At 70.7% G+C, this 21,393-nt stretch carries 20 protein-coding genes and 1 pseudogene; 15 read left to right on the top strand and 6 right to left on the bottom strand.

Translation table 11 applies throughout. The annotated features are described in order from the left end of the window. Positions 1-267 precede the first annotated feature (267 nt). Positions 268-1,017 (bottom strand): class I SAM-dependent methyltransferase, encoded by a 750-nt coding sequence (locus ACLQ2N_RS22805; protein ID WP_425815880.1) that lies wholly within the window; start codon positions 1,015-1,017, stop codon positions 268-270. Between the two features lie 92 nt (positions 1,018-1,109). Beyond that, complete coding sequence (locus tag ACLQ2N_RS22810; protein WP_425815882.1) at positions 1,110-1,547, bottom strand: winged helix-turn-helix transcriptional regulator; 438 nt, start codon at positions 1,545-1,547, stop codon at positions 1,110-1,112. Positions 1,548-1,677: 130 nt separating this feature from the next. Here ACLQ2N_RS22810 and ACLQ2N_RS22815 point away from each other — a divergent pair, with 130 nt between their 5' ends. Beyond that, positions 1,678-2,553: an aldo/keto reductase family oxidoreductase gene (locus tag ACLQ2N_RS22815; RefSeq protein WP_425815884.1), complete on the top strand. Its 876-nt coding sequence runs from the start codon at positions 1,678-1,680 to the stop codon at positions 2,551-2,553. Positions 2,554-2,710: 157 nt separating this feature from the next. Continuing rightward, a complete protein-coding gene (locus tag ACLQ2N_RS22820; RefSeq protein WP_425815886.1) occupies positions 2,711-3,109 on the top strand; it encodes a hypothetical protein in 399 nt (132 codons plus the stop codon). Positions 3,110-3,208: 99 nt separating this feature from the next. Here the strand turns inward: ACLQ2N_RS22820 and ACLQ2N_RS22825 are convergent, their stop codons facing one another. Next, positions 3,209-3,475 carry a DUF397 domain-containing protein gene (locus ACLQ2N_RS22825; protein WP_425815887.1) on the bottom strand — a complete coding sequence of 89 codons (267 nt, stop codon included), beginning with the start codon at positions 3,473-3,475 and terminating at the stop codon, positions 3,209-3,211. Continuing rightward, positions 3,456-4,298: a helix-turn-helix domain-containing protein gene (locus tag ACLQ2N_RS22830; protein ID WP_425815889.1), complete on the bottom strand. Its 843-nt coding sequence runs from the start codon at positions 4,296-4,298 to the stop codon at positions 3,456-3,458. The genes ACLQ2N_RS22825 and ACLQ2N_RS22830 overlap by 20 nt, the downstream gene beginning before the upstream one ends. A 113-nt stretch (positions 4,299-4,411) precedes the next feature. Between ACLQ2N_RS22830 and ACLQ2N_RS22835 the strand changes: the two genes are divergently transcribed. The 5 genes and pseudogenes from ACLQ2N_RS22835 to ACLQ2N_RS22855 all read left to right on the top strand — a co-directional run bounded on the left by ACLQ2N_RS22835 (position 4,412) and on the right by ACLQ2N_RS22855 (position 6,844). Beyond that, the gene (locus tag ACLQ2N_RS22835; RefSeq protein WP_425815891.1) at positions 4,412-4,648 is read left to right on the top strand and encodes a hypothetical protein; all 237 of its coding nucleotides are present in this window, start codon (positions 4,412-4,414) and stop codon (positions 4,646-4,648) included. Beyond that, on the top strand, positions 4,645-4,884 hold the full coding sequence (locus ACLQ2N_RS22840; RefSeq protein WP_425815893.1) for a hypothetical protein: 240 nt from the start codon (positions 4,645-4,647) through the stop codon (positions 4,882-4,884). Before ACLQ2N_RS22835 ends, ACLQ2N_RS22840 begins: the two co-directional genes overlap by 4 nt. Next, positions 4,881-5,099: pseudogene (locus ACLQ2N_RS22845) on the top strand (HEAT repeat domain-containing protein); the annotation flags it as partial. The gene ACLQ2N_RS22840 and the pseudogene ACLQ2N_RS22845, both read left to right, overlap by 4 nt. Positions 5,100-5,306: 207 nt before the next feature. Further along, complete coding sequence (locus tag ACLQ2N_RS22850) at positions 5,307-6,125, top strand: inositol monophosphatase family protein (protein ID WP_425816272.1); 819 nt, start codon at positions 5,307-5,309, stop codon at positions 6,123-6,125. Between the two features lie 113 nt (positions 6,126-6,238). Next, positions 6,239-6,844 carry a Uma2 family endonuclease gene (locus tag ACLQ2N_RS22855; protein ID WP_425815895.1) on the top strand — a complete coding sequence of 202 codons (606 nt, stop codon included), beginning with the start codon at positions 6,239-6,241 and terminating at the stop codon, positions 6,842-6,844. Positions 6,845-6,905: 61 nt separating this feature from the next. On the opposite strand, the gene ACLQ2N_RS22860 is transcribed toward ACLQ2N_RS22855, so the two are convergent. Then, on the bottom strand, positions 6,906-8,471 hold the full coding sequence (locus ACLQ2N_RS22860; protein WP_425815897.1) for an FG-GAP repeat domain-containing protein: 1,566 nt from the start codon (positions 8,469-8,471) through the stop codon (positions 6,906-6,908). Positions 8,472-8,795: 324 nt separating this feature from the next. Here ACLQ2N_RS22860 and ACLQ2N_RS22865 point away from each other — a divergent pair, with 324 nt between their 5' ends. Beyond that, on the top strand, positions 8,796-9,170 hold the full coding sequence (locus ACLQ2N_RS22865) for an inositol monophosphatase family protein (protein ID WP_425815899.1): 375 nt from the start codon (positions 8,796-8,798) through the stop codon (positions 9,168-9,170). A 19-nt stretch (positions 9,171-9,189) separates the two neighbouring features. On the opposite strand, the gene ACLQ2N_RS22870 is transcribed toward ACLQ2N_RS22865, so the two are convergent. Then, positions 9,190-10,320 carry an ROK family transcriptional regulator gene (locus tag ACLQ2N_RS22870; RefSeq protein WP_425815901.1) on the bottom strand — a complete coding sequence of 377 codons (1,131 nt, stop codon included), beginning with the start codon at positions 10,318-10,320 and terminating at the stop codon, positions 9,190-9,192. Between the two features lie 117 nt (positions 10,321-10,437). On the opposite strand from ACLQ2N_RS22870, the gene ACLQ2N_RS22875 reads away from it, so the two are divergent. From ACLQ2N_RS22875 to ACLQ2N_RS22905, 7 genes are all read left to right on the top strand, one after another. Next, positions 10,438-11,736: an ABC transporter substrate-binding protein gene (locus tag ACLQ2N_RS22875; protein WP_425815903.1), complete on the top strand. Its 1,299-nt coding sequence runs from the start codon at positions 10,438-10,440 to the stop codon at positions 11,734-11,736. Then, positions 11,733-12,710, top strand: coding sequence for a carbohydrate ABC transporter permease (locus tag ACLQ2N_RS22880; RefSeq protein ID WP_425815905.1), 978 nt, complete (start codon positions 11,733-11,735; stop codon positions 12,708-12,710). The genes ACLQ2N_RS22875 and ACLQ2N_RS22880 overlap by 4 nt, the downstream gene beginning before the upstream one ends. After that, positions 12,710-13,543, top strand: coding sequence for a carbohydrate ABC transporter permease (locus ACLQ2N_RS22885; RefSeq protein ID WP_425815907.1), 834 nt, complete (start codon positions 12,710-12,712; stop codon positions 13,541-13,543). Before ACLQ2N_RS22880 ends, ACLQ2N_RS22885 begins: the two co-directional genes overlap by 1 nt. 2 nt (positions 13,544-13,545) lie before the next feature. Next, positions 13,546-14,865 carry a Gfo/Idh/MocA family protein gene (locus ACLQ2N_RS22890; protein ID WP_425815909.1) on the top strand — a complete coding sequence of 440 codons (1,320 nt, stop codon included), beginning with the start codon at positions 13,546-13,548 and terminating at the stop codon, positions 14,863-14,865. 61 nt (positions 14,866-14,926) lie between these two features. Continuing rightward, positions 14,927-17,332 (top strand): Ig domain-containing protein, encoded by a 2,406-nt coding sequence (locus tag ACLQ2N_RS22895; protein WP_425815911.1) that lies wholly within the window; start codon positions 14,927-14,929, stop codon positions 17,330-17,332. A 74-nt stretch (positions 17,333-17,406) separates the two neighbouring features. Then, complete coding sequence (locus tag ACLQ2N_RS22900; protein ID WP_425815913.1) at positions 17,407-20,385, top strand: glycosyl hydrolase family 95 catalytic domain-containing protein; 2,979 nt, start codon at positions 17,407-17,409, stop codon at positions 20,383-20,385. 11 nt (positions 20,386-20,396) lie between these two features. Continuing rightward, the gene (locus ACLQ2N_RS22905; RefSeq protein WP_425815915.1) at positions 20,397-21,281 is read left to right on the top strand and encodes a DMT family transporter; all 885 of its coding nucleotides are present in this window, start codon (positions 20,397-20,399) and stop codon (positions 21,279-21,281) included. Positions 21,282-21,393: the final 112 nt, after the last annotated feature.

Genomic DNA, 21,393 nt, shown 5'->3' on the forward strand with positions numbered 1-21,393 from the left:
TTGAGCCCCGGGGCGAACGTGTGGCCTCACGTGTGGCGGCGCCCGCCGGTCCGCGAGGACCACCAGGTGGCGGGAGTACGGGAGGCCGGAACTCTCAACTATCAGCCCCGCTGACCACCGTGTGGTCCCGCAGCGACCATCCACCCCGGCCCCTGCGGCACACCTGGCCTCCCGGGACAGAACACCCCCGTACCAACCAGTGAACGCGGCTCGATGCATGCGGGTGACCTGACCGTCACGAGCCGCTGGTGTCGGAGACTTGCCAGGTCAGAGCGGGCCGGCCGTCCTGTAGACGGACACGTGGGAGCGCGACTCCGCGGTGAATTCCGCTCCCGTCCAGTCCGCGTGCCTGGACTCCAGCGTCATTCCGGCCAGCTCGGCCATCAGGTCGAGTTCAGCCGGCCAGATGTATCGGTGCGGGCTGCGAAACAGGCTGGCCTCGCGGCCACCTTCGGCGTCGAACCCGAAGTGGTGCGAGACGACCTGCTGGCGCAGGACATCATAGGTGTCGAGCCCGATATAGCCCGGCGCCGACCCAAAGACCACGCCCTGCTGACCTGGCGGCAACTTGCGAAGCTCGGGGACCCACAGCTCGATGACGAACCGCCCACCCGGCGCGAGGTGGTGTGCGGCGTTTCGGAAACAGGCAACCTGCTCAGCCTGCGTGAGCAGGACCGAGATGCCGTTGTAGACGAGGTAGACGAGCTGGAACTCGCCCGGGACTCGCGCAGCGGCCATGTCGCCGATGACGACCGGAATGGCGGCCTCGTCCGCTTTGGTGCGGAGCTGATCGACCATCGGCTTCGACAGCTCGATGCCACTGACCGGGACGCCGCGCTCCGCGAGCGGCAGTGCCACCCGCCCGGTCCCGATGGCGAACTCCAGCGCCCGCCCGTCCCCAGCGAGCTCCGCCAGGCGGTCCACCGTCGGCCCCAGCACCTCCGATGCGAACATGCCGGTCCCAGGGGTGTCATAGCTCTGAGCGGCCCGGTCGTCCCAAATCTCGTCTTGAAGCATGAGCAGCGATGATTGACCACCGCCCGAGAAACGTCAACGCACTTTCTCCACAGCCGAGATGAGGGCGCGGCACTGCGAGCTCGATACGCGCCCTAGCGAGGTCGTGCGTCGTGCGACTCGCGGCTGGCGAGGACCTGGTCCATGTGGGTCTGCGCCCACTGACGGAGCCCGCGTGTCAGGTGGTGGAGCGAGAGACCGAGGTCCGTCAGCTCGTAGGTGACGGTGACGGGCACCGTCGGCGTCACCGTCCGGGAGAGCACCCCGTCGCGTTCGAGGGCGCGCAGGGTCTGGGTCAGCATCTTCTGGCTGACACCGGCCAGGAGCCGGGCGAGCTCCGAGTAGCGCATCGCCTGCGGGCCGTGCGACGCGCCGGACTGTTCGGACGCGTCGTCACCGCCCAGCGCGCACAGGATCAGGACGACCCACTTGTTCGAGATCCGGTCGAGTAGCTGACGGCTGGGGCATACCGCCAGGAACGCGTTGTACTCCGCCTTGGCCTGCGCCTTCTTGTCGGCCTTCGTCGTCGTCACTGAGGTCGCCTCTCACTCTCCGGGATGGTTACACACTTCAAGGTGCCTACTTCCCGTAAGGGAGTAACTCCCCAACACTGATACGGGGGGTGGGAGACACCACCCCTGGCAAGACGCGAAAGGCACTGTGATGAACACGCCCTCCACAGCATCTCTTCCGGGCGGATTCTGGACGCTGGGTGACTCGGCCGTCACCCGGTTCGGATACGGCGCGATGCAGCTCGCCGGCCCGTGGGTCATGGGCCCGCCCGCCGACCACGACGGCGCCCTGGCCGTCCTGCGCGAGGCGGTCGGCCTCGGGATCACCCACATCGACACCAGCGACGCCTACGGGCCACGCATCACGAATGAGCTGATCCGCGAAGCGCTGCACCCGTACCCGGAGTCGCTGTTCATCGCCACCAAGGTGGGCGCGACCCGCGACGCGGAGGGCGGCTGGCCCACGGCCCGGCGCCCCGAGGACCTGCGCACGCAGGTCCACGAGAACCTCGAATCCCTCGGCGTCGAGGCCCTCGACCTGGTCAACATGCGCATGGGGGATGCCCAGGGCCCCCAGCCCGGCTCGATCGCCGAAGCGTTCGAGACGCTTGCCGACCTCCAGCGGGAGGGCCTGATCCGACACCTCGGCGTCAGCAACGCCACGCCGGACCAGGTCGCCGAGGCACGCGGCATCGCCCCGATCGTGTGCGTGCAGAACATGTACAACCTCGCCCACCGCCATGACGACGAGCTGGTGGACCGCCTCGCCGCCGATGGCATCGCGTACGTGCCGTTCTTCCCCCTGGGAGGCTTCACCCCGCTCCAGTCCGAGGCCCTCTCGAAGGTCGCGAGCCGGCTGGGGACGACGCCGATGTCGGTCGCGCTGGCCTGGCTGCTGCAACGCTCGCCGAACATCCTGCTCATCCCCGGCACGTCGTCCACCGCCCACCTGCGCGAGAACATCGCGGGCGCCGGACTCTCCCTCTCCGACGAGGACCTGGCCGAACTGGATGGCATCGGCCAGTGAGCGGTCCGGGTCGCTGCCCGGGGCGAGTGCGCCCCACGGAGGGTGTGGCGGTGGTGAGCGGCGCGGGGGTTTCAGGGGCCCTGACCGGCGTTTCGTGGTTCCTTCGGCAGCACAGCGGGGTCTCTCTGCGGCCGCGTCCACCTGGTAGACACTGCGAGTGACGTACTACGAGGACTTGACGCCATACACGTATGACAGGGACAACTGGGCAGGAGATGCGACGGGCCTCTGGCACGGTGTCCCTTTGATCAACGTGGGCTGGCTTGAGCGCGGCCGGCCGTACGAGCAGGGCGATGCTCCCTCCGGGCTGGCTGCAGTGCTGAGCCGCATGAGCCGCACGCACCGTGCTCAGCAAACTCGCGGCTTTCACTCCTGCCCGTTCTGCGCTTCGCGGATATTCGGCAGTCGCGCCAGTGGCCCGCAGGGGACCGCCGAGATATGGGTGATGGGTGGGGATGTCGCCTACGCTGCACCGGAACTGATCGCTCACTACGTCGAGGCACACGGCTATGTGCCACCAACCTCTTTCATCCAGGCGGTTCTCGCCGCAGCCTGACCCCGGACAGTCTCACGGTTGGGTGAGGATCCGGGGCGCCCGTTGACCGGCGGTCGAGCCCCGGGGCCTTCCCGGGGCTCGACCGGGTGACGTGGCGGGTCAGCCCCGCTTGAGGTCGGTGACGAACTGCTGCCAGGCGGTCGTCGCGAAGACGACCGCCTGGCCGTCGGTCACCTTGGAGTCGCGGACGGGGACGACGTCGGGGATGCCGTCGAGGACTTCGAGGCAGTTGCCGCCGCTTCCATCGCTGTACGTGGACTTGCGCCAGGTGGCGACCTCTACGCAATCGCCACCGCTGGCGCCGCTGTAGCTCGACTTCTGCCAAGTGGCCGTTGAAAGGTCGTAGTTAGAACTGCTGCGCTTCATGCTCGTAATCCTCCGCCACCGACTCGATCAACGCCAGGGACGCTGCCGGTGAGAGCGCGCTGGCCACGACCAGATCGTAGGTCAGTTCGTACCCGCTCACTGTTCCTGGATCGTCCAGGAGTTGACCCGATCCGAGGCCGTCCAGGTAGGCGAGCGGGGGCGCGTCGGAGAACCGCATGAGCTTCAGGCCGCCGCCCATCGCGGCGTGGCCGCCTGCGGTGAACGGCAGCACCTGCACGATGACTCGGCGCTGGCGGAGCAATGCCGCGATGTGGCGGAGCGCCCCCGCCATGCACTCCGGCCCGCCTACCTGCCGACGTAACACTGCTTCGTCCAACACGACCCACAACATCGGCAGTGTTGGATCCGCGAGGAGGTGTGCCCGCTCCAGACGGGCGGCCACCAGTTCTTCGATCACACTGTCGACCGCCGTGGGCTGGTACTCCCTGAACACCGCCCGTGCGTACGCCTCCGTCTGCAACAAGCCTGGGATGAGCTGCGGCGCGTACTCCTTGATCTCCGTCGCGCGAGCCTCCGCTTCCGCCGCCTCCGCGAAGTGATCCGGGTACTTCGACTTCTCCAAGGCCGCACAGTTGCGCTTGAAGAAGCCCTCCGCGTTCAGGATGTCGTCAAGCTTGATCGCCTGGTCCATTTGCATGCGGCGGGAGCCGTTCTCCAGCTGGCCGATGAAGGAGCCGCTGACGTACAGCAGTTCCCCCAGATCGACTTGGGAGAGGCTCGCGCGTTCCCTTCGATGGCGGAGTTCCGCCCCCAGGAGGGCCCGGGGGGATGAGGAGGGGTCCAGTTTTCTGGGACCTGGCATGACAACTCCCTGTTACACACGTGCGCTTGTTGGGCCTGCACCTCTTCCAGGCTAGCGAGAGAATCACCACTCTGGGTATGCATCGTCGTTACTCAGTGTGGAAGGAATGGATCATGACGACTACGGAACGGCGCAGGGCGGCAGTGGCGAAGATTCGGGAGGCGGAGGAGTTGGTGGCGGTGCTGAAGGAGCGCTTCGCGCGGGCCGGGGTGAAGCTGCCCTCGCTGCGCATCGACCTGGCCTCGTGTGCGGGCGACGACCCGGCGGTCCTGGTGGACCTGGGGCGCTGCAACCTCGCGGCGGCGCAGCAGCTCAGCAGGGTGCTGGAGGAGAAGGCGGCGGCCTCATGAAGGGTGGGGACGGCCTGGAGGCTTGTACGCCGGAGCCGGGGTCGTTCGCCGTGGATGTGCGGGACGGCCGGATCGGCCGGGTGATGGGGCGCGTCGGGCCGCACGTGCGGCTGCGGCCGCCGGGCGGCGGGCCGGCGTGGGACTGCCCGGCGGACTCCGTACGGCAGGCGTCGCCGGGGGCGGTGCTGCGGGCGCGGGTGACGGAGATCAACCGGGAAGGGCAGTTGCCGCGGTGAGCGCGTGGGAGGCGGGCTCGGCCGCGGCGTCGTCTCCCTCATGGGAGCGGCGTGCGCGTGCCGGACGGGACCTCGCCGGCTTCGCGCAGGTGCCGGAGGTCGCGGAGGCGCTGGTGGGGCTGCTGCTGGACGCCGAGGACACGGCGGTGACCCGGCGGACGGCGGAGGCCCTGGCGCAGGTGGGGACGGTGGCGGCGGTGCGGGCGCTTGCCCGCGCGGTGGCCGGGGCCGACGAAGGCCAGGCCGACTGGCTGGAGACGGGGGTGCTCGACGCGTTCGCGGACGCGGATGCGCCGGACATCGCGGCGGCCTGCGCGGCGCTCGCCGGGGACCGGGGTGCGGCGGTTCGCCGGGGGGCCGCCGAGATCGCGGTGTGGGTGGAGGAGAACGGGGCCCGGCGAGACGGGAGTCAGCCTGCGGAGATGGTGACCACGGACATGGGCAGCGATGCGCAAGTGGCCCTTCGGGCCGCGTCGGCGGGTGCGGCCGTCGTACGCGGGATGTACGGGGCGTCGCTTGCGCGGTACGAGAAGGGCGGGGGTGACTTCGCCACGGCCGCCGACATCGCGGCGGAGGAGGCCGTCCTCGGTGTGCTGCGCGCGGCCCGGCCGGATGACGCGGTGACGGGCGAGGAGAGCGGGGACATCGGGGCGGCCGGGGCGGGGCGCCGGTGGCTGGTGGACCCGCTGTGCGGGACGCTCAACTACGCGGTGGGCAACATGCTCGTCGCGGTGAACGTCGCACTCCGGGACGCCTGCTCCGGCATCGTGGCGGCGGCCTCGGCCGATCCGTTCAGCGGCGAGGTCTTCTGGACGGACGGGGCGGGCGCGTGGGTCCGGCGGGCGGACGGCCGCGACGAACGGCTCATACCCTCGGCCGGCTCCCGGCTGGTGGACGTCAACCTGGACCCGCCGTTCCCGCACGCGCCGGGCTTCCGGGCGGTGGAGCTCATGGCCGCGCCGGAGTTCGTCGCCGGGTTCCGGCCGCGCGTCGTCTCCAGCACGGTGGCCGTCGCGTGGGTGGCGGCGGGGCGCCGCGCGGCGTACGTCACCGACGGCGGGCCCGGCCTCCGGCTGGACAGCGTCCACTTCGCGGCGGGCATCGCGCTGTGCGAGGCGGCGGGGTGCGTGGTCACGGGGATCGACGGGCTGCCGGTGGACGAGGGCGCGGGCGGGCTGGTCGTGGCGGCGGACCGGGAGACGCACGGGGTGCTGTTGGGGTTGGTTCAGGGGCAACGGTGAGTGGCGCTCGGCGCGTCGCTCACACGAACGTGGGACGCGGAGGAAAGCGGCCCCCGCGTCGCTGAACCGTCGATCTACGCTCCTCGGACAGGCTTCAGAAGAAGGGACCCGCGATGACCGCCGCGATGGTCGAACACCAGCGGGACCCTGAAGGCCGTCAGTGGGACTACTTCCTGCGCACCTGGCAGGAACTGGATGTGCCCGAGGGGTGGCGCGCCGAGATCGACGAAGTGCAGATCGTCTTGGTACCGCCGTCGCACGCGCATCACAACGGGATCGCCGAAAGGGTGCAGCGCCGTCTCTATGCGAACCTGCCCGACGAGTTGGGGGTCTACCAGACGCTGGGCGTGCATGTCGCGCCCCTCGACAAGCTCTACGTACCCGATCTCGTCGTCATGCCGTCCGAGCTGATCGACGCCGCCGACCCCGACATCAGCACCCCCATGGACGCCTCCGAAGCCCTCCTCGTCGTGGAGATCACCTCGAAGGGCAACGCCCGCGAGGACCGCACGAAGAAGTACCGCGCCTACGCCCGGGCCGGGGTGCCGATGTACCTGCTGATCGACCGGTTCGACACCCGGGGCGCCATGGCCACCCTGTTCACGGAGCCGGGCGAGCACGGCACGTACAAGCACTCCGACGCGGTGCCGTTCGGCAAGCCGCTCGCGCTTCCCGCGCCCTTCGACGTCACGCTGCCCACGGACGGCTTTCCGGCTTGAGGCGTAGCAAAGCGGCGGCACCCCTCGCCCGAGGGGGCCGCCGCTTCGGTCGGCGTAGTGATCAGTACAGGCCGTTGTAGATGTTGAAGCCGTAGCCGATCTGTATGCGCTTGCTGATCGTGCCGGTCCCGGTGGACGTGTAGCGGTACAGGTCGCCGTAGCCGTTGACGCCGATCAGGTCGGCCCTGCCGTCCCCGTTGATGTCGCCGGGCGCGGCGAACTTGTTGTAGATGTCGAAGCCGGAGCCGATCTTCACGCGCGCCTTCAGCGGCGCGGACGCCTGGCCCGTGCCCGCGTACAGGTACAGCGTGCCGTCCTTGGCGACAGCCACCACATCGGTCCTGCCGTCATCGGTGAGGTCGCCGGCGCCGACGATGTGGCGGTACGTGCCGTAGCCGTAGCCGACCTTGATCTTGGCGCCGAACGCGGTGAGGCCGTTGCCCGGATACAGGTACAGGTCGCCCTTGGCGTCGCGGGCCAGCAGGTCGCCCTTGCCGTCACCGCTCAGGTCGCCCGGCCCGATGAGATCGTCGTAGACGCCCCAGCCGCTGCCGAAGGAGTGGTCCCCGATGGTCAGCCGGCCGTCCTGGACCCAGAGTTCTTCGGGCCGGCCGTCGGCGTCGAGGGAGGAGACGAGCCGCCTCATCGGCCCGGTCTCGACGACATTGCGGAGCGTGCGGGGGGAGAACTGCCCGTTGTTCTTGGAGTCGTACCACCACCAACGGTTGTCGTCGGTGGTGCCCACGGCCTCGTGCTTGCCGAAGTCGGGGTTGCCGCCCTGGCCGACGAACAGCGCGGCCTTCTGCCAGCCGAAGGCATCGGTGACACGCGCGCGGAAGGTGCCCTGACCGGTGGACCGGTAGATGTACGTGTCGCCGTTCGGCTTGCGGCCCATGAGGTCGCCGTGGCCGTCTCCGTTGATGTCGTCGACACCCACGAGCTGGTTGTAGATCTGGAAGCCGTAGCCGATTTTGTTGGGCGCCTTGAAGGGCTTCGCCGCGTCGCCGGTGCCCGCGAAGAAGTACAGGTCGCCGCTCGTGGTGCGGGTGACGACATCGCCGAACCCGTCACCGTTGCTGTCGTTGAGGCCGACGATCTGGTCGTACGTCGCCCAGCCGGAGGCCACCTTGACCGCGGGCGCGAAGGGCTCGCCCTTGATGGCGCCGGTGGAGGCGTGGAGGTAGACGTCGCCCGAGGGCGTGCGTGCGAGCAGGTCGTTGCGGCCGTCACCGGTCAGGTCGCCGGGGGAGAGGATCTTGTTGTACTTCTGCCAGCCGTCACCGGACCATGTGGCGGGGGAGGTCCTCTCCTCGCCCGCGCTCGGGTACAGCGTGAGCGTGCCGGTCGCGGACAGCGTGGCGATCTCGGGCGGGCCGTCGGCGTTGAGGTCGCCCAGCGCGATGATGTCCTTGTGCATCTCCTGCTGGTCGGTGGCGGGGATCCGGAACGGGTAGTCCGGGGCGTACGGGCCCGCCTTGACGTACAGGCCGCCGTCCACGCCTCGATAGATGAGGTCGTTGTCGCCGTTGCCGTTCAGGTCCAGGCGCGGTTTCGTGGTGGCCGGCGTCTCGGGGCCGCCGGAGCCCTTGGAGGCGTCGTCGGCCGAGGCCGGAGCCGCCAGCAGCATGCCGGCGGAAAGAACGAGTGCGGTGCAGGCCGAGATCCGTCTCGCGCGCTTCGCGCGTGCGAGACCGAAACGGCCGGGTGTAGCGGAAGACAAGGTCCCCCCAGGGATTCTCCGCGTATGGGTGTCACCAGCGGGACGGGAGTGATTCAGGCTTGAATCAGCTGGTGTTCACATCGACTCGCGGTGGCCCTCATTGGAGGGGGTGACTTCCAGACATCCCTGGTGCGAGTTTTCGGCCATCTCCCTGGGTGCCGGCAAGAACTGAGCCGTGACGACGGAGCGGCGGCACCCCTTGGTGAAGGGTGCCGCCGCTCCGTTCGGCGTGTGTCTCAGACCGCAGCCGGCGCCTTCGCCGTTTCGGAAGGCGTGGCCGGGTCCGGGGCCGCCGCCGTGCCCGGCGTGCTGCGTGCGGTCCGGCCGGATGACGCGGTGACGGGTGAGGAGAGCGGGGCCACGGGGGCGGCCGGGGCGGGGCGCCGGTGGCTGGTGGACCCGCTGTGCGGGACGCTCAACTATGCGGTGGGCAACATGCTCGTCGCGGTGAACGTCGCACTGTGCGAGGCGGCGGGCTGCGTGGTCACGGGGATCGACGGGCTGCCGGTGGACCGGGGCGCGGGCGGGCTGGTCGTGGCGGCGGACCGGGAGACGCACGGGGTGCTGTCGGGGTTGGCCGGGGCACGTACACCCGCGCGGGGTTGAAACGTACGAGGCGTCGGCGTCACGCCCCGCCCGGCACCTCGAACAGCCGCCGCTCCAGTGCATCGAGAGCCAGGCGCACGGCCCCCGTCGCGACCGAGCGGTCGCCGAGTTCGGAGGCCACCACGTCGACGGGGAACAGACACAGGCCGTCGAGCCGGTCGCGCAGCGGGTCGAGCAGGAGGTCCCCGGCGAGCGAGACGCCGCCGCCGATGACCACCAGTTCGGGGTCCAGGGCCAGCACCATCGCGGCGAGGCCCTGGACCAGGTCGTCGGCGTAACGCTCCAGGACCGCGAGGGCGCCCGGGTCGCCGGCGCGGACCGCCGTGAACAGGTCCGCGGCGTCGCCCCGGCCCTCGCCCAGCCAGTCGCGGGGATGAGTGGGGGCGGTGTGCCAGCGGGCGGCCGGAAGGTTGCCGATCTCCGCGGAAGCGCCGTTGCGGCCCGCGTGCACCCGGCCGTCGATGAGGGCGCCCGCGGAGATGTGCCGGCCCGCGTGGACGTAGAGGACGTCACGGACCCCCGTCGCGGCACCGCGCCAGTGCTCGCCGAGAGCGGCCAGCTTGGTGTCGTTCCCGGCGACGACCTCGGTGCCGAACGCCTCGGCGAACGCACCGGGAAGATCGGTGCCCGTCCACTCGGGAAGCAGCGAGCTCAGCCGGACCCGGCCCTCGGCGTCGACGATTCCGGTGGCGCCGATCCCGACCGCCCGGAGGTCGGACGCCTTCAGGCCCGCACCGCGCAGCGCACGATGACCGAGCGCGCGGGCCGCGGCGATGCGGTCGGCCGGTGAGAGCGCGGGGGAGACCGCCGTCTGCCGGACGGCGAGAGCGGTGCCCTTCAGATCGGTGACCATGGCGAGGACCTTGTGCATGCCGATGTCCAGGCCCAGGACGCAGCCTGCCTCGGTGCGGAAGCGGTAGCGCCTGGCCGGGCGGCCCACCTGGCGGCGGCCGTCGGCGGGTGGCGCGACCTCCTCGACCCAGCCCTGGCCGACCAGTCCGGTGAGCGCGTTCTCGACGGTGGCCCGGGTGACCGCGGTAGAGCGCACCAGTTCGGTCAGGGTCAGGCTGGGCGCCTCGTACAGGACACGCAGCACCGCCACCGAGTTGAGGCGGCGCAACAGGGACGAATCTCCCCCGGCGATTTTCATCTGGCGTAGACCCCTTGACTCCACGGAGCTGAGCGCTGCACCATCAGCGCGATGTTATTTGAGAAGGTACCAAAAATAATCAACGGCGTTGCCCCCCTCCCGGATTGAGGAAACCCAGTGAATCGCATCGCGCGTCTGGCGGCGGCAGTGACCGCCCTGAGTGCCACGGCAGTCGCCTGCTCCCCGGCCGGTTCCGACGCTTCGGGCGGGGGCGGGAAGGGCGACAGGACGATCACCTTCCTGACCTTCGAGACCCCCAACCTGGACGCCGCGTACTGGGACGACGCCATCGCGCGGGCCCGGGCCAAGGTCCCCGGACTGAAGGTGAGGAAGCTGGTCGCGCCCAGCACCGACCGCACGGGATACGCGAAGCAGCTGCTGGCCTCCGGCCAGTTCCCGGACGTGATGATCTCGGTCTCCCCCGTCGGCTTCGGGGAGGCCGGGGCGATGGCGCCCTGGACGGACGAGGAACTGGCGTCGTTCACCTTCCCGCACTCCAACCCCATCGGCGGGAAGATCTACCAGCTGCCCTACAACACCCAGCCCACGCCGCTCGTCTACTACAGCAAGAAGCTGTTCGCGAAGGCCGGAGTGGCCGGGCCGCCGAAGACGTACCGGGAACTGCTCGACGCGTCCGCGAAGCTCAAGAAGAAGGGCATCGCCCCCTTCGTCGTCGGCGGTGGCGGCAAGGACGCCTTCGCCTCCTCGTACCTGTGGACCGCCCTCGTCGGCACGGACGTCTACAAGAAGACGCCGGACTGGATGGCGCAGCGCCGCGCGGGCAAGGTGAAGTTCGCCGACGCGGACTTCAAGGGCGCCACCGAGAAGTTCACCGGCCTGGTCGAGAAGGGGTACGTCGACAAGGCGGGGCTCTCGCGGGACTACGCCAACACCGAGAAGGCGTTCCTCTCCGGCAAGGGCGCGATGTACCCGATGGGGACCTGGTTCGCCACGGCAGCCGACAAGAGCCCCATGAAGGACGACATCGGCGTCTTCGCGTTCCCGACGGACGACGGCTCCCCGGCCGTTCCCTCGTACACCGGCGGCGGCATGTCCGTGTCCGCGAAGTCCAAGCACCTGAAGGCGGCCAAGGAGTTCGCGCTCGCCTTCCAGCAGGACAAGGCCAACCTGGACGCCGTGGTCAAGAGCGACGGCGCCATCATCGCCATGAAGGACTACACCCCGCCCGCCGACATGGGGCCCGTCTACAACGCCACCGTCCAGGCGTACGACGAGGCCGCGAAGAAGGGCGGGGTCGTCAACGCCTTCCTCGTCGAGACCGGTGACGACGCGCTGCTCCCGGGCATGGTCGAGAAGACGTACGCGCTGGCCCAGGACATCATCGCCGGCCGGAAGGACGCCGACGAGGCCACGAAGGCCCTCGACGACGACTGGGCGAAGGCCGGTACCCGGTGACGGCGCCTCTGGCCGAGAAGGCCCGGCGGGGCGCCGGCACCGCGGACACCGTGACCGGCACCCGCCTGCCCGAGGCACGCCGCCGCGGCCCGCGCCGCAGCCCCTGGCCCGGAGTCCGGCACTTCCTCGGCTTCGGCGCGCCCGGACTCCTGGTCTACGCGTGCTTCGTGCTCGCCCCGATCGCGCTGAGCGTGGGCTACAGCTTCACCAACGCCAACCAGTTCGCGCCCGAGACCCACTTCACCGGACTCGACAACTACACCCGGCTGCTCGGCGACGAGGAGTTCCTCACCGCGCTCAAGGTCACGACGATCCTCACCCTCATCGTGGTGATCGTCCCCAACGTGTGCGGCCTCGCCGTCGCCGTACTGCTCGACCGCGACAGCCGGCTGTACCGGGTGCTGCGCAGCGTCTTCTTCGTCCCCGTCGTCCTCAGCGCGGTCGTCGTCTCCGTCGTCTGGCAGGCGATGCTCACCGACGACGGGCTCGTCAACACCGTCCTGCGCTCGCTCGGCGTCGACAGCCCGCCCGGCTGGCTCTCCGACCCCGGTCTCGCGCTGTACACGGTCGGCTTCATCATCAGCTGGCAGATGCTCGGCTTCTGCGCGGTCGTCTACCTGGCCGGTCTCCAGGGCGTGCCCGGGGAACTGCACGAGGCCGCCGCCATCGACGGGGCCGGCCCCTGGCTGCGGTTCCGCAAGGTCACCTGGCCGATGCTGGCGCCCGCCCTGACCATCAACACCGTGATGCTCCTGATCACCGGCTTCAAGGCGTACGACCACATCCAGGTGCTCACCAACGGAGGTCCCGGGACCGGGACGACCGCGACGCTCGCCTTCTCCGTCGTCCAGACCGGATTCACCGCCAACCGGACCGGTGAGGCGTCCGCGATGGCCCTGATCATGCTGGTGATCGTCGCCGTGGTCTCCAGCGTCGTGCTGCGCTTCCTGCAGCGCCGTGAGGTGGACTTCTGATGCAGCAACGCGAACGCGCACCCTGGATACGGCCCGTGGTCGCCCTCGCGGTGACCGCCGTCTTCTTCCTCCCGCTCTACCTCGTCCTCGCCAACGTCTTCAAGCACGGGGCGGACATCACCGACTCGCCCGCCTCGCCGCCCTGGCCGCCGACGCTCGACAACCTGTCGGCCGCCCTGTCCCGCCCCGACCGGCTGTTCTGGAACGGCCTGATCAACAGCGTCACGATCACCTTCCTGTCGATCATGGTGCTCACGGTCCTGTCCGCGATGCTCGGCCACTACCTGTGCCGCAGCCGCAGCCGGACCGCGCGGATCACCATGCTCGTGCTGCTGGCCGGGCTGATGATCCCGCCCCAGGTGATCCTCGTACCGGTCACCGACATGCTCCAGCTGACCGGGATGATGGCCACCCTCCAGGGGATCGTCGCCTTCAACGTCGGCTACTACGTTCCCTTCGGCGTCTTCGTCTTCTCCGGATTCATCCGCACCATCCCGATGGAGCTGGAGGAGTCCGCCGCCATCGACGGCGCCGGCCGCTGGCGCACCTTCTGGCAGGTCGTCTTCCCGCTGCTGCGGCCCGCGACCGCCAGCGTGCTGATCTTCCTCGGCGTCTGGATCTGGAACGACTTCCTCAACCCGCTGATCATCCTCGGCCCGGCCGGCGGCACCACCGTCACCGTCGGCGTCTACCGGGCGATCGGCGAACACCAGCAGGACTACGGGCAGGTGTTCGGCCTGATGTTCCTCGCCGCCCTGCCCGTCCTGCTCTTCTACATCGTCCTGCAGAAGCACTTCGTCAAGGGCCTCACCGGTGGGGCCGTCAAGGGATGACCGTGACCGTTACGCATGTGGACGCGACCGACCAGGTCTTCAGCAACCTCTCCTCGCACCAGGGCCGCCCACTGGACCGGCCGCTGACGCTCGCCCTCGCAGGTGCGGGCGCCCGGGGCACCGGATACGCGAATCTCGCCGCGGAGGGCGACACCCCCGTCGCCCTCGTCGCGGTGGCCGAACCGCGCACCGCGCGGCGCGACGAGCTCGCCGACCGCCACGGGGTGCCCGCCGGGCACCGCTACACCGACTGGCGCCTGATGGCCGCCGCACCGCGCCTCGCCGACGCCGTCGTCATCGCGGTCCAGGACGCCCAGCACGTCGAGGCCGCCGAGGCGTTCGCCGCCCGGGGGTACGACATCCTGCTGGAGAAACCGATGGCCACCGACGCCGAGGAGTGCGCGCGCATCGCGGCGGCGGCCGAGGCGGCGGGCGTCTCCGTCACGGTGTGCCACGTGATGCGGTACTCGCCGTACAGCAGGAAGGTCAAGGCCCTCGTCGACCAGGGACGCATCGGCGACATCGTAAGCGTCCAGCACCTCGAACCGGTCGGCTACTGGCACTTCGCGCACTCCTTCGTACGCGGCAACTGGCGGCGCGAAGACCTCTCGAGCTTCGCCCTGCTCACCAAGTCCTGCCACGACATCGACTGGCTCGGTCACATCGTCGGCAGGCCCGTCGAGGCGGTCTCGTCCTTCGGCTCGCTGCGGCACTTCCGCGCCGAGAACGCGCCGCAAGGGGCGGGGGAGCGGTGCGTGTCCTGCGCGGTCGAGCCGGACTGCCCGTACTCGGCGCGCAAGCTCTACCAGATCGGCCTGCGCGAAGGCGGGGTCAAGCGGTACTTCACCCGGATCGCCGCCGAGGAGATGACCGAGGAGTCGGTCGAGAAGGCGATGGCCGAAGGCCCGTACGGGCGCTGCGTCTACCGCAGCGACAACGACGTGGTGGACCACCAGGTCGTCAACCTCCAGTACGAGGGAGGGGCCACCGCCTCCTTCACTCTCACCGCCTTCACCCCGCAGGAGAACCGGCACACCAAGATCTTCGGCACCCGCGGCCAGCTCACGGGTGACGGACGCACCATCGAGATCTACGACTTCACCACCGACGAACGCACCGTGATCGACACGGACAACGGCGGCTCCTCGGGCGCCGAAGGACACGGCGGCGGTGACGCCGGCCTGGTCGACGCCTTCGTCCGCGCCCACCACGAAGGGCGCCCGGATCTCCTGCTCACCGGAGCCCGGGAGAGCCGCGACAGCCACCGCGTGGTCTTCGCCGCCGAGCGAGCCCGTGTGACGGGCCAGGTCGTCCGGCTCTGAGCCCGGCTCCCCGCAGCTCCCAGCTCCTCCGCTCCGTACTTTCTCGTGAAAGGGACAGCGAATGCAGCGTGCACGTATATGGGGTACCGCCGTCGGGGCCGGTGCCGTCGTACTGAGCCTGAGCGTCGCGGCCGCTGTGCCGGCGACCGGTGCGGAGGGCCCCGGTGCCGCGTCCGCCACGGCTTCCAGCGACGCCCGCACCGCGGTGGAGATCGCGGCCGGATACCTGCGCATCGGCCTGGACTCCGCCGGGACCGTCACCGCCCTCCGCGACGTTCGGACCGGCCGGGACCACCTGGCGGCCGGGAAGGCCGCCTCCCTGGTCAGCCTGGTCGTCGATGGCCGGCAGGAGCGGCCCGACCGGGTCCGGCGCTCCGGGAAGGACGGCGGGCTCCTGACCTTCACCAGCCGGAAGGCGGGCTTCCGCGTCGATGTCCGGGTGACGGACAAGGACGGTTACGTCACCTTGGAGGCGGTCCGCGTGGACGCCCGGCCCGGAACGGACGTGCAGACGCTGCTCTGGGGCCCGCTGGCCACCTCCGTCACCGAGACCGTCGGCGAGACCGTCGGGGTGGTGCGCGACGCGGACTTCGCGATCGGGCTGCGGCCGCTCACCGACCGGACGGAGGGCGCCTGGCCGCAGGAGTACCAGCAGTACGGGTGGGAGAACGAGGTCGAGAACAACCCCTCAAAGCTCCAGGTGGCCGCCCACGAGGAATGGAGCGCCGCGGGCCGGACCCCGTGGGGCTCGGTGCTGCGCTCCTTCACGTACGACTACACGAAGGAACGTGAGCGGCAGAACACCGGCGGCTACCGGATTCCCGTCGGGCCACTGCCCGGGACCAGTGGCAGGACCACCGGTTCCAAGGTCGCGCTGTTCGGCTCCACCCCCGAGATGACCCCGACCGTGCTGTCGGACATCGCGGCCGGGGAAGGGCTGCCCTACCCGACACAGAACGGTCAGTGGCAGAAGGCCGCCCAGGCGAGCAGCCAGTCATTCCTCGTGCTGCGCGACCTGAAGACCAGCAACATCGCGGCGGGTTCCGCCTTCGCGAAGGCCGCCGGCATCGACTACATCTACTCCCTCGACAACTCGGTCGGGCCTTGGCAGTCGACGGGCCACTACCAGTTCGACTCCACACTCGGCGGCAGTGACGCCGGTGCCGCCGCAGCGGTGGACATCGCCGCGGCCAACGGCGTACGGCTCGGGGTGCACACCATCTCCGACTTCATCAGCACGAACGACCCGTACGTCACGGCGGCACCGCCCGACGACCGGCTCGCGACAGGTGGCCGCGCCGCGCTGACCCGGCCCCTGACGGCCGACGACACCACCCTCTACCTCGACTCCGGCACGCTGCTCGGCACCGGGGTACGCAATCGCGTCCTGCGCGTCGGCGACGAGTTCATCGGATACGACGCGGCCCGGCAGGTCGGAGCCGAGTGGGAGGTGACAGGGCTGCACCGGGCCCAGTGGAGTTCCGCCGCCACCGCCCACGCCACCGGGGACCGGGCCGCCCGGCTCGTCGTCAACAGCTACAACGGTGCCATCGGCGGGCGCGGCGTCATCGACGAGATCGCCACCCGGCTGGCAGCCGCCTGGAAGTCCACCGGCATCATGGCCAATTCGTACGATGGGGTGGAGTCGGCCTCGGAGTCCGGCTGGGGCAACTACGGCCAGGCCCGCCTGATCAACGGCACGTACCGGCAGAACGCGGCCAAGGACGGCTTCGTCACCGAGACGAGCCGGATGACCTCCAACACCTGGGACGCGCTCACTCGGGCGAGCTGGGGCGAAGTGGGCGTCACCAGCATGGACCAGGTCTACCTCAACAATGCCTTCTACCAGGACAACTTCCTGCCGGGGATGCTGGGCTGGATCAAGCTGTCCGGCACGGAGAGTCTGCAGAGCGTCGAGAGCGTGCTCGCGAGGGGCGCGGGCCTCAACGCCGGTGCCGGATTCCAGGCGACGGTCGCCGGGCTCACCAGCAGCGGCGCGCACGGGCGGCAGCTGCTCGACGCGGTCAAGCAGTGGGAAACAGCCCGGAATCTCGGTGCGTTCACCGACGCGCAGCGAGCCCGCCTGAGGGACCGGACCACCCAGTGGCACCTCGCGGTGGTCACCCCGGGCGAGAAGTGGTCGCTCCAGGAACTCGACGCCGACGGCCACCCGGTCGGCGCTGCCGAGGACGTCGTCAAGCCGACTCCCCGGCTGAGCACGGCACCGCTGCCGACCGCCACCACGCACCGGCTCTACGAGACCGGGCTGACCACGAACACCCCCGCCACGGTCCGCTTCGAACTCACCGGGGGCGCCCTGCCCCGCGGGCTCCGGCTGAACGAGGACACCGGGGGCATCACGGGGACGCCGGTCCGGCCCTCGGCGTCCACCTTCACCGTCACGGCCCACAGCACGGCCGGACTGCCCGACGCGAAGGCCACGTACCGGCTCAGCGTCCGTCCCTGACGGCTTTTCCGCCCGGTGGCCCCTCTGTCCGCGGAGGGGCCACCGTTCCTGCCCCTTTGTCCCGGAGGTCCCGCATGACCGGCTCTTTCCTCAGCCGCCGCACCACGCTCGGCCTGCTCGGCGCCGCCTCACTCGTTCCGCTGCTTCCCGTACCGGCCGCGGCGGACACCCGCCGCGCGGGCATGGCCGCGGACGGTTTCGAATGGGAGGCGTTCCGGACCCGCCTCGACGCGATCCAGGGGGTCGCCACCGCGCCGCCCGCGGCCGTCGTCACCAAGGGGTTCACTCAGGGCGCGCTGCTCGGCAACGGGGACCTGGGCGTCGTCGTCGGGGACCACGCGGCCGACGCGCAGAGCTTCCGCCTCGCCCGGATGGAACACATGGGCCGGACCTGGATCGACTACGCGAACGAGATCCGCGACTCCGTACTCACCCTCGCCCAGCTGCGGATCTCCTCCCCGGACCCGTCCCCGGCGCCCGGCTCCGTGTACCGCGTGACCCAGGACATCAGGACCGCCGAGGTCAGGTCCGTCGTCCAGCTCGGCGGGCAGACCGTCACCCTCACCTCCTGGCTGAGCGAGACGGGCAACACCCTCGTGACCGAGGCGTCGACGCCTCGCGGCGCGGCAGACACCACGCTCACGCTGGACCTCACGGCGACCGACTCCGCGCCCGGCCACGGCCTCAGCTATCCGACCACCGCGTCCGTCGCCGCCGGCGGTTCCGTGCTGTGCCTCACCCGGGAGGGCGGCGGCGGCACCGAGGACTGGCGTTCCACACAGGCCGTGGCCGTGCGTCTGCTCGGGGGGTCGTTCTCGGCCGCCTCGGCCGGGGCGGAGGCCGCCACGGGCACCTTCACCCTCACGGCCGGTTCACCGGTGACGATCGTCACCGAGGTGCGGGGCGACGCCCGACCGGGCGCGGGCGGCCCGTCGGCCCCGACGCTCGCCGGGCAGGCCGCGAAGGCGGCCCTCGCTCTGGACGGCCACCGGGTCGGCGCGCTCCGCGACGCCCACCGCGCGTGGTGGAGGGCGTACTGGCTCCGTTCGTACGTCTCACTCGGCGGAGACGCGGAGCTCGAGCGCTACTACTACGGCGCGCTATACGTGCTCGGCTCGTGCGTGCGGGCCGGGAAGCTCTCGCCGGGTCTGTGGGGTCCCTGGGTCACCAGTGACACCAACTCCTGGGGAGACATGTACTTCCTCAACTACAACTTCGAAGCGCCGTTCTACGGTGCCGGGTCCACCAACCGGCCCGAGCTCCTGCGCGCCTACAGCCGCACGGTCCTCGACGAACTGCCCTTCCAGCGCGCCAGAACGGCCGCTCTCGGCTACCGGGGCGTCTGCTTCAGCCGTACGTTCATGGGACGGCACACCGGGCGGTCCGCGCCCCCGGCCACGCCCGTCGCGCCACAGAAGAACCCGGACGCGCTCGTCGACCAGAAGTCCAACGGGAGCTTCGCGGTCATCCCCGCGATCTGGCGCTGGGAGTACTACCGGGAAGTCTCCTACCTGCGCGAGGAGTTGTACCCGGCGCTCGAGGAGCTGGCCGCGTTCTGGGACGACTACATGACGTGGGACGCGTCGGCGTCCCGTTACGTCGTCGAGCACAGCGGCTCCCACGAGGGCTGGGACGACTTCAACGCCGGCCTCGACCTCGGATACATCCGGACCGTTTACCGCACTCTCATCGAGACCTCCCGGGTGCTGGGCGTCGACCGCGCGGTGCGTGCCCACCGGCAGCACGTCCTCGACACCGTCTCGGACCTTCCCACCGGCACGTACGCGGGCACGTCCGTCTACACCCTCGCGGAGACCATCGACCCGGCGCACTCCGCGTTCGTGGTGGGCGACCAGCCCATCAACCTCGAAGGAGTCGTCCACCCCGCCGAGAACATCCAGCGCGGTGCGGCGGACGCGGACGTGCTGCGGGCCCAGGACACCCTGCGCCTCATGAACTCCTGGGGCCACTCCACCAACGGCTACGCCAAGACGTTCGTCATGGCCGCCCGGACCGGGTGGAACGGCACCGACCTGCTGGCCAAGTTCGGCATCCAGACCGCCAAGCGCTGGCGCGCCTCCAACCTCACGTACGAGCAGAGCGGCGGCGGGATCGAGACCGTCGCCAACATCGAGATGGTCAACTCGATGCTCCTCGGCGGCGAGTCGGAGACCCTGAGCTTCTTCCCCGGCTGGCCGGCCGAGCGCGATGCCTCGTTCACCCGGCTCCGCACCAAGGGCGGTCACGTCGTCAGCGGCTCGCTGACCGACGGCCGGGTCGGCGCCATCACCCTGGTCGCCGGTGCCGCCGGGCCGCTGCGGCTGGCCTCCCCCTGGCCGGGAGCGGCGCCCGAGGTGCGGATGACCGGGGCGCACGGGAAGCCGGGGCCCGCGCGCAAGGTCACCTTGGTCGCCGACGGCACGTACACGTTCACAGCGGCGACGGGGCAGACCTACGTGATCACCCGCGCCGGTGGCCCCGCGGCCGGCGGAACCCTCGCCGGAACGATGAGCCGCGCCACGCCGGGGGACGTGGACCTCACGGCGGGGGGCGGCATCGACTGGGTGCACTGGGGGCGGACGGCGGTAGGCGACACCGACCGCAAGGCCACCGCGTCGCCGTCCATCGGCGCACTCGCCACCCTGGGGCTCGCCACTCCGGCACGGCTCGGTGACAGCAAGGTCACCTACACCTGGAGCGACGGAGCCCAGGCGGCCGCCGTCACGGCGACCGGCACCGCCGTTTACGTCCGGGGGGTCCGCAACGGCTTCCGGTTCACGGTCCCGGCAGTGCGTTCCGTACGCCGGCTGCGGATCCACCTCGGCGCCTGGAGCGCGGAGGGGGAGCTGACGGCGACCCTCAGCGACGGCTCCGCGCCCGTGTGGCGGGGCACCTTCGACGCCGCGGCGGGCAGCGCGTACGGAACGGCCGAGCTGCGGTTCGCGGCGGCCTCGGCGGACGCCACCCTCACGGTCACGTACCAGGTCAGGACCTCACACAGTGCGGCCGGAGACGGCAACGCGACGCTCCACGCGGCGACGCTGGAGGGGTGAGAGGACCTCCGGTGCCGATCGTTCTCATCCTGCTGCTCGCCGGGACCTGGCTGCTGTCCGGAGCCCTGGTCACCGGGACGGAACCGCTGACCGTGGCGGTGGGGCGGACCGCCGTGTGCTGCCTGGTCCTGACCGCTGTCGCCGCGTCGTCCGCGAGCGGGCGGGCCGACCTGCGGCGGGCCGCGGGGCGGCCGGGAACCGTGTGGCTGCTGGGCCTCCTCGGCTTCGCCGGGTACGCCGCCGGTACGCTGCTCGCCATCCCGCGCATCGGCATCTCGCTCACCAACCTCGTGGTCGCGCTGATGCCGTGCGCCTCGGTGGCCGTGGGCGCCCTGTTCTTCGGGGAACGGTCGGGGCCGCGCCGGGCCGGTGGCGCCGTGCTGGCCTGTGCGGCGGCCGCCGGGTACGCGGCGCTGGGCGCGGACGCGGGGGACCTCGCCGGTGGGGGGCTCCTGCTCGTGGCGGCCGCGACGGTCGCCTTCGCGGTGTACGGATTCCTCTACCGGCGACGGCTGTCGGGGCTGCCGCCGCTCGCCGTGCTGCCGGTGCTGCTCGCGGCGGCCACGTGCCTGCTGCTCCCGATGGCGCTGCCCACGCTGATCGCGCACCCGCCGGGTCCCGGCGCGGCGGGCGGGATCGTCGTGCTCGGAGCGGTCGTGTACGCGCCCGCCTACCTCGTACAGCACCGTCTGATCCTGCGCCGGGGGCCGGTCTTCACGGCCGCCGTGCAACTGGCCGTTCCGTTCACCGTCCGGCTCGGTGACTGGGCGCTGGGCGGCGCGACCGCTCCGTCACCCGCCGAGCTCCTGCTGCTGGCGGTGTGCTGTGCGGGGATCGCGCTGGTGACCGTACGGACGGGGGACCGGGCCGCGGACGCGGTGCGTGCGGAGGGGTGAATCAGGCGGGCCCGCCGCCGGGTCGGGGTCGGTGAACGCGGAACGGGTGAACGCGGAACGGCGGCACCCGTGTGGGCGCCGCCGTTTCCGTTGCGGGGTGGGTCCTGGTGCG

This window comes from Streptomyces sp. DT224, assembly GCF_049844595.1.
Lineage (GTDB): Bacteria > Actinomycetota > Actinomycetes > Streptomycetales > Streptomycetaceae > Streptomyces.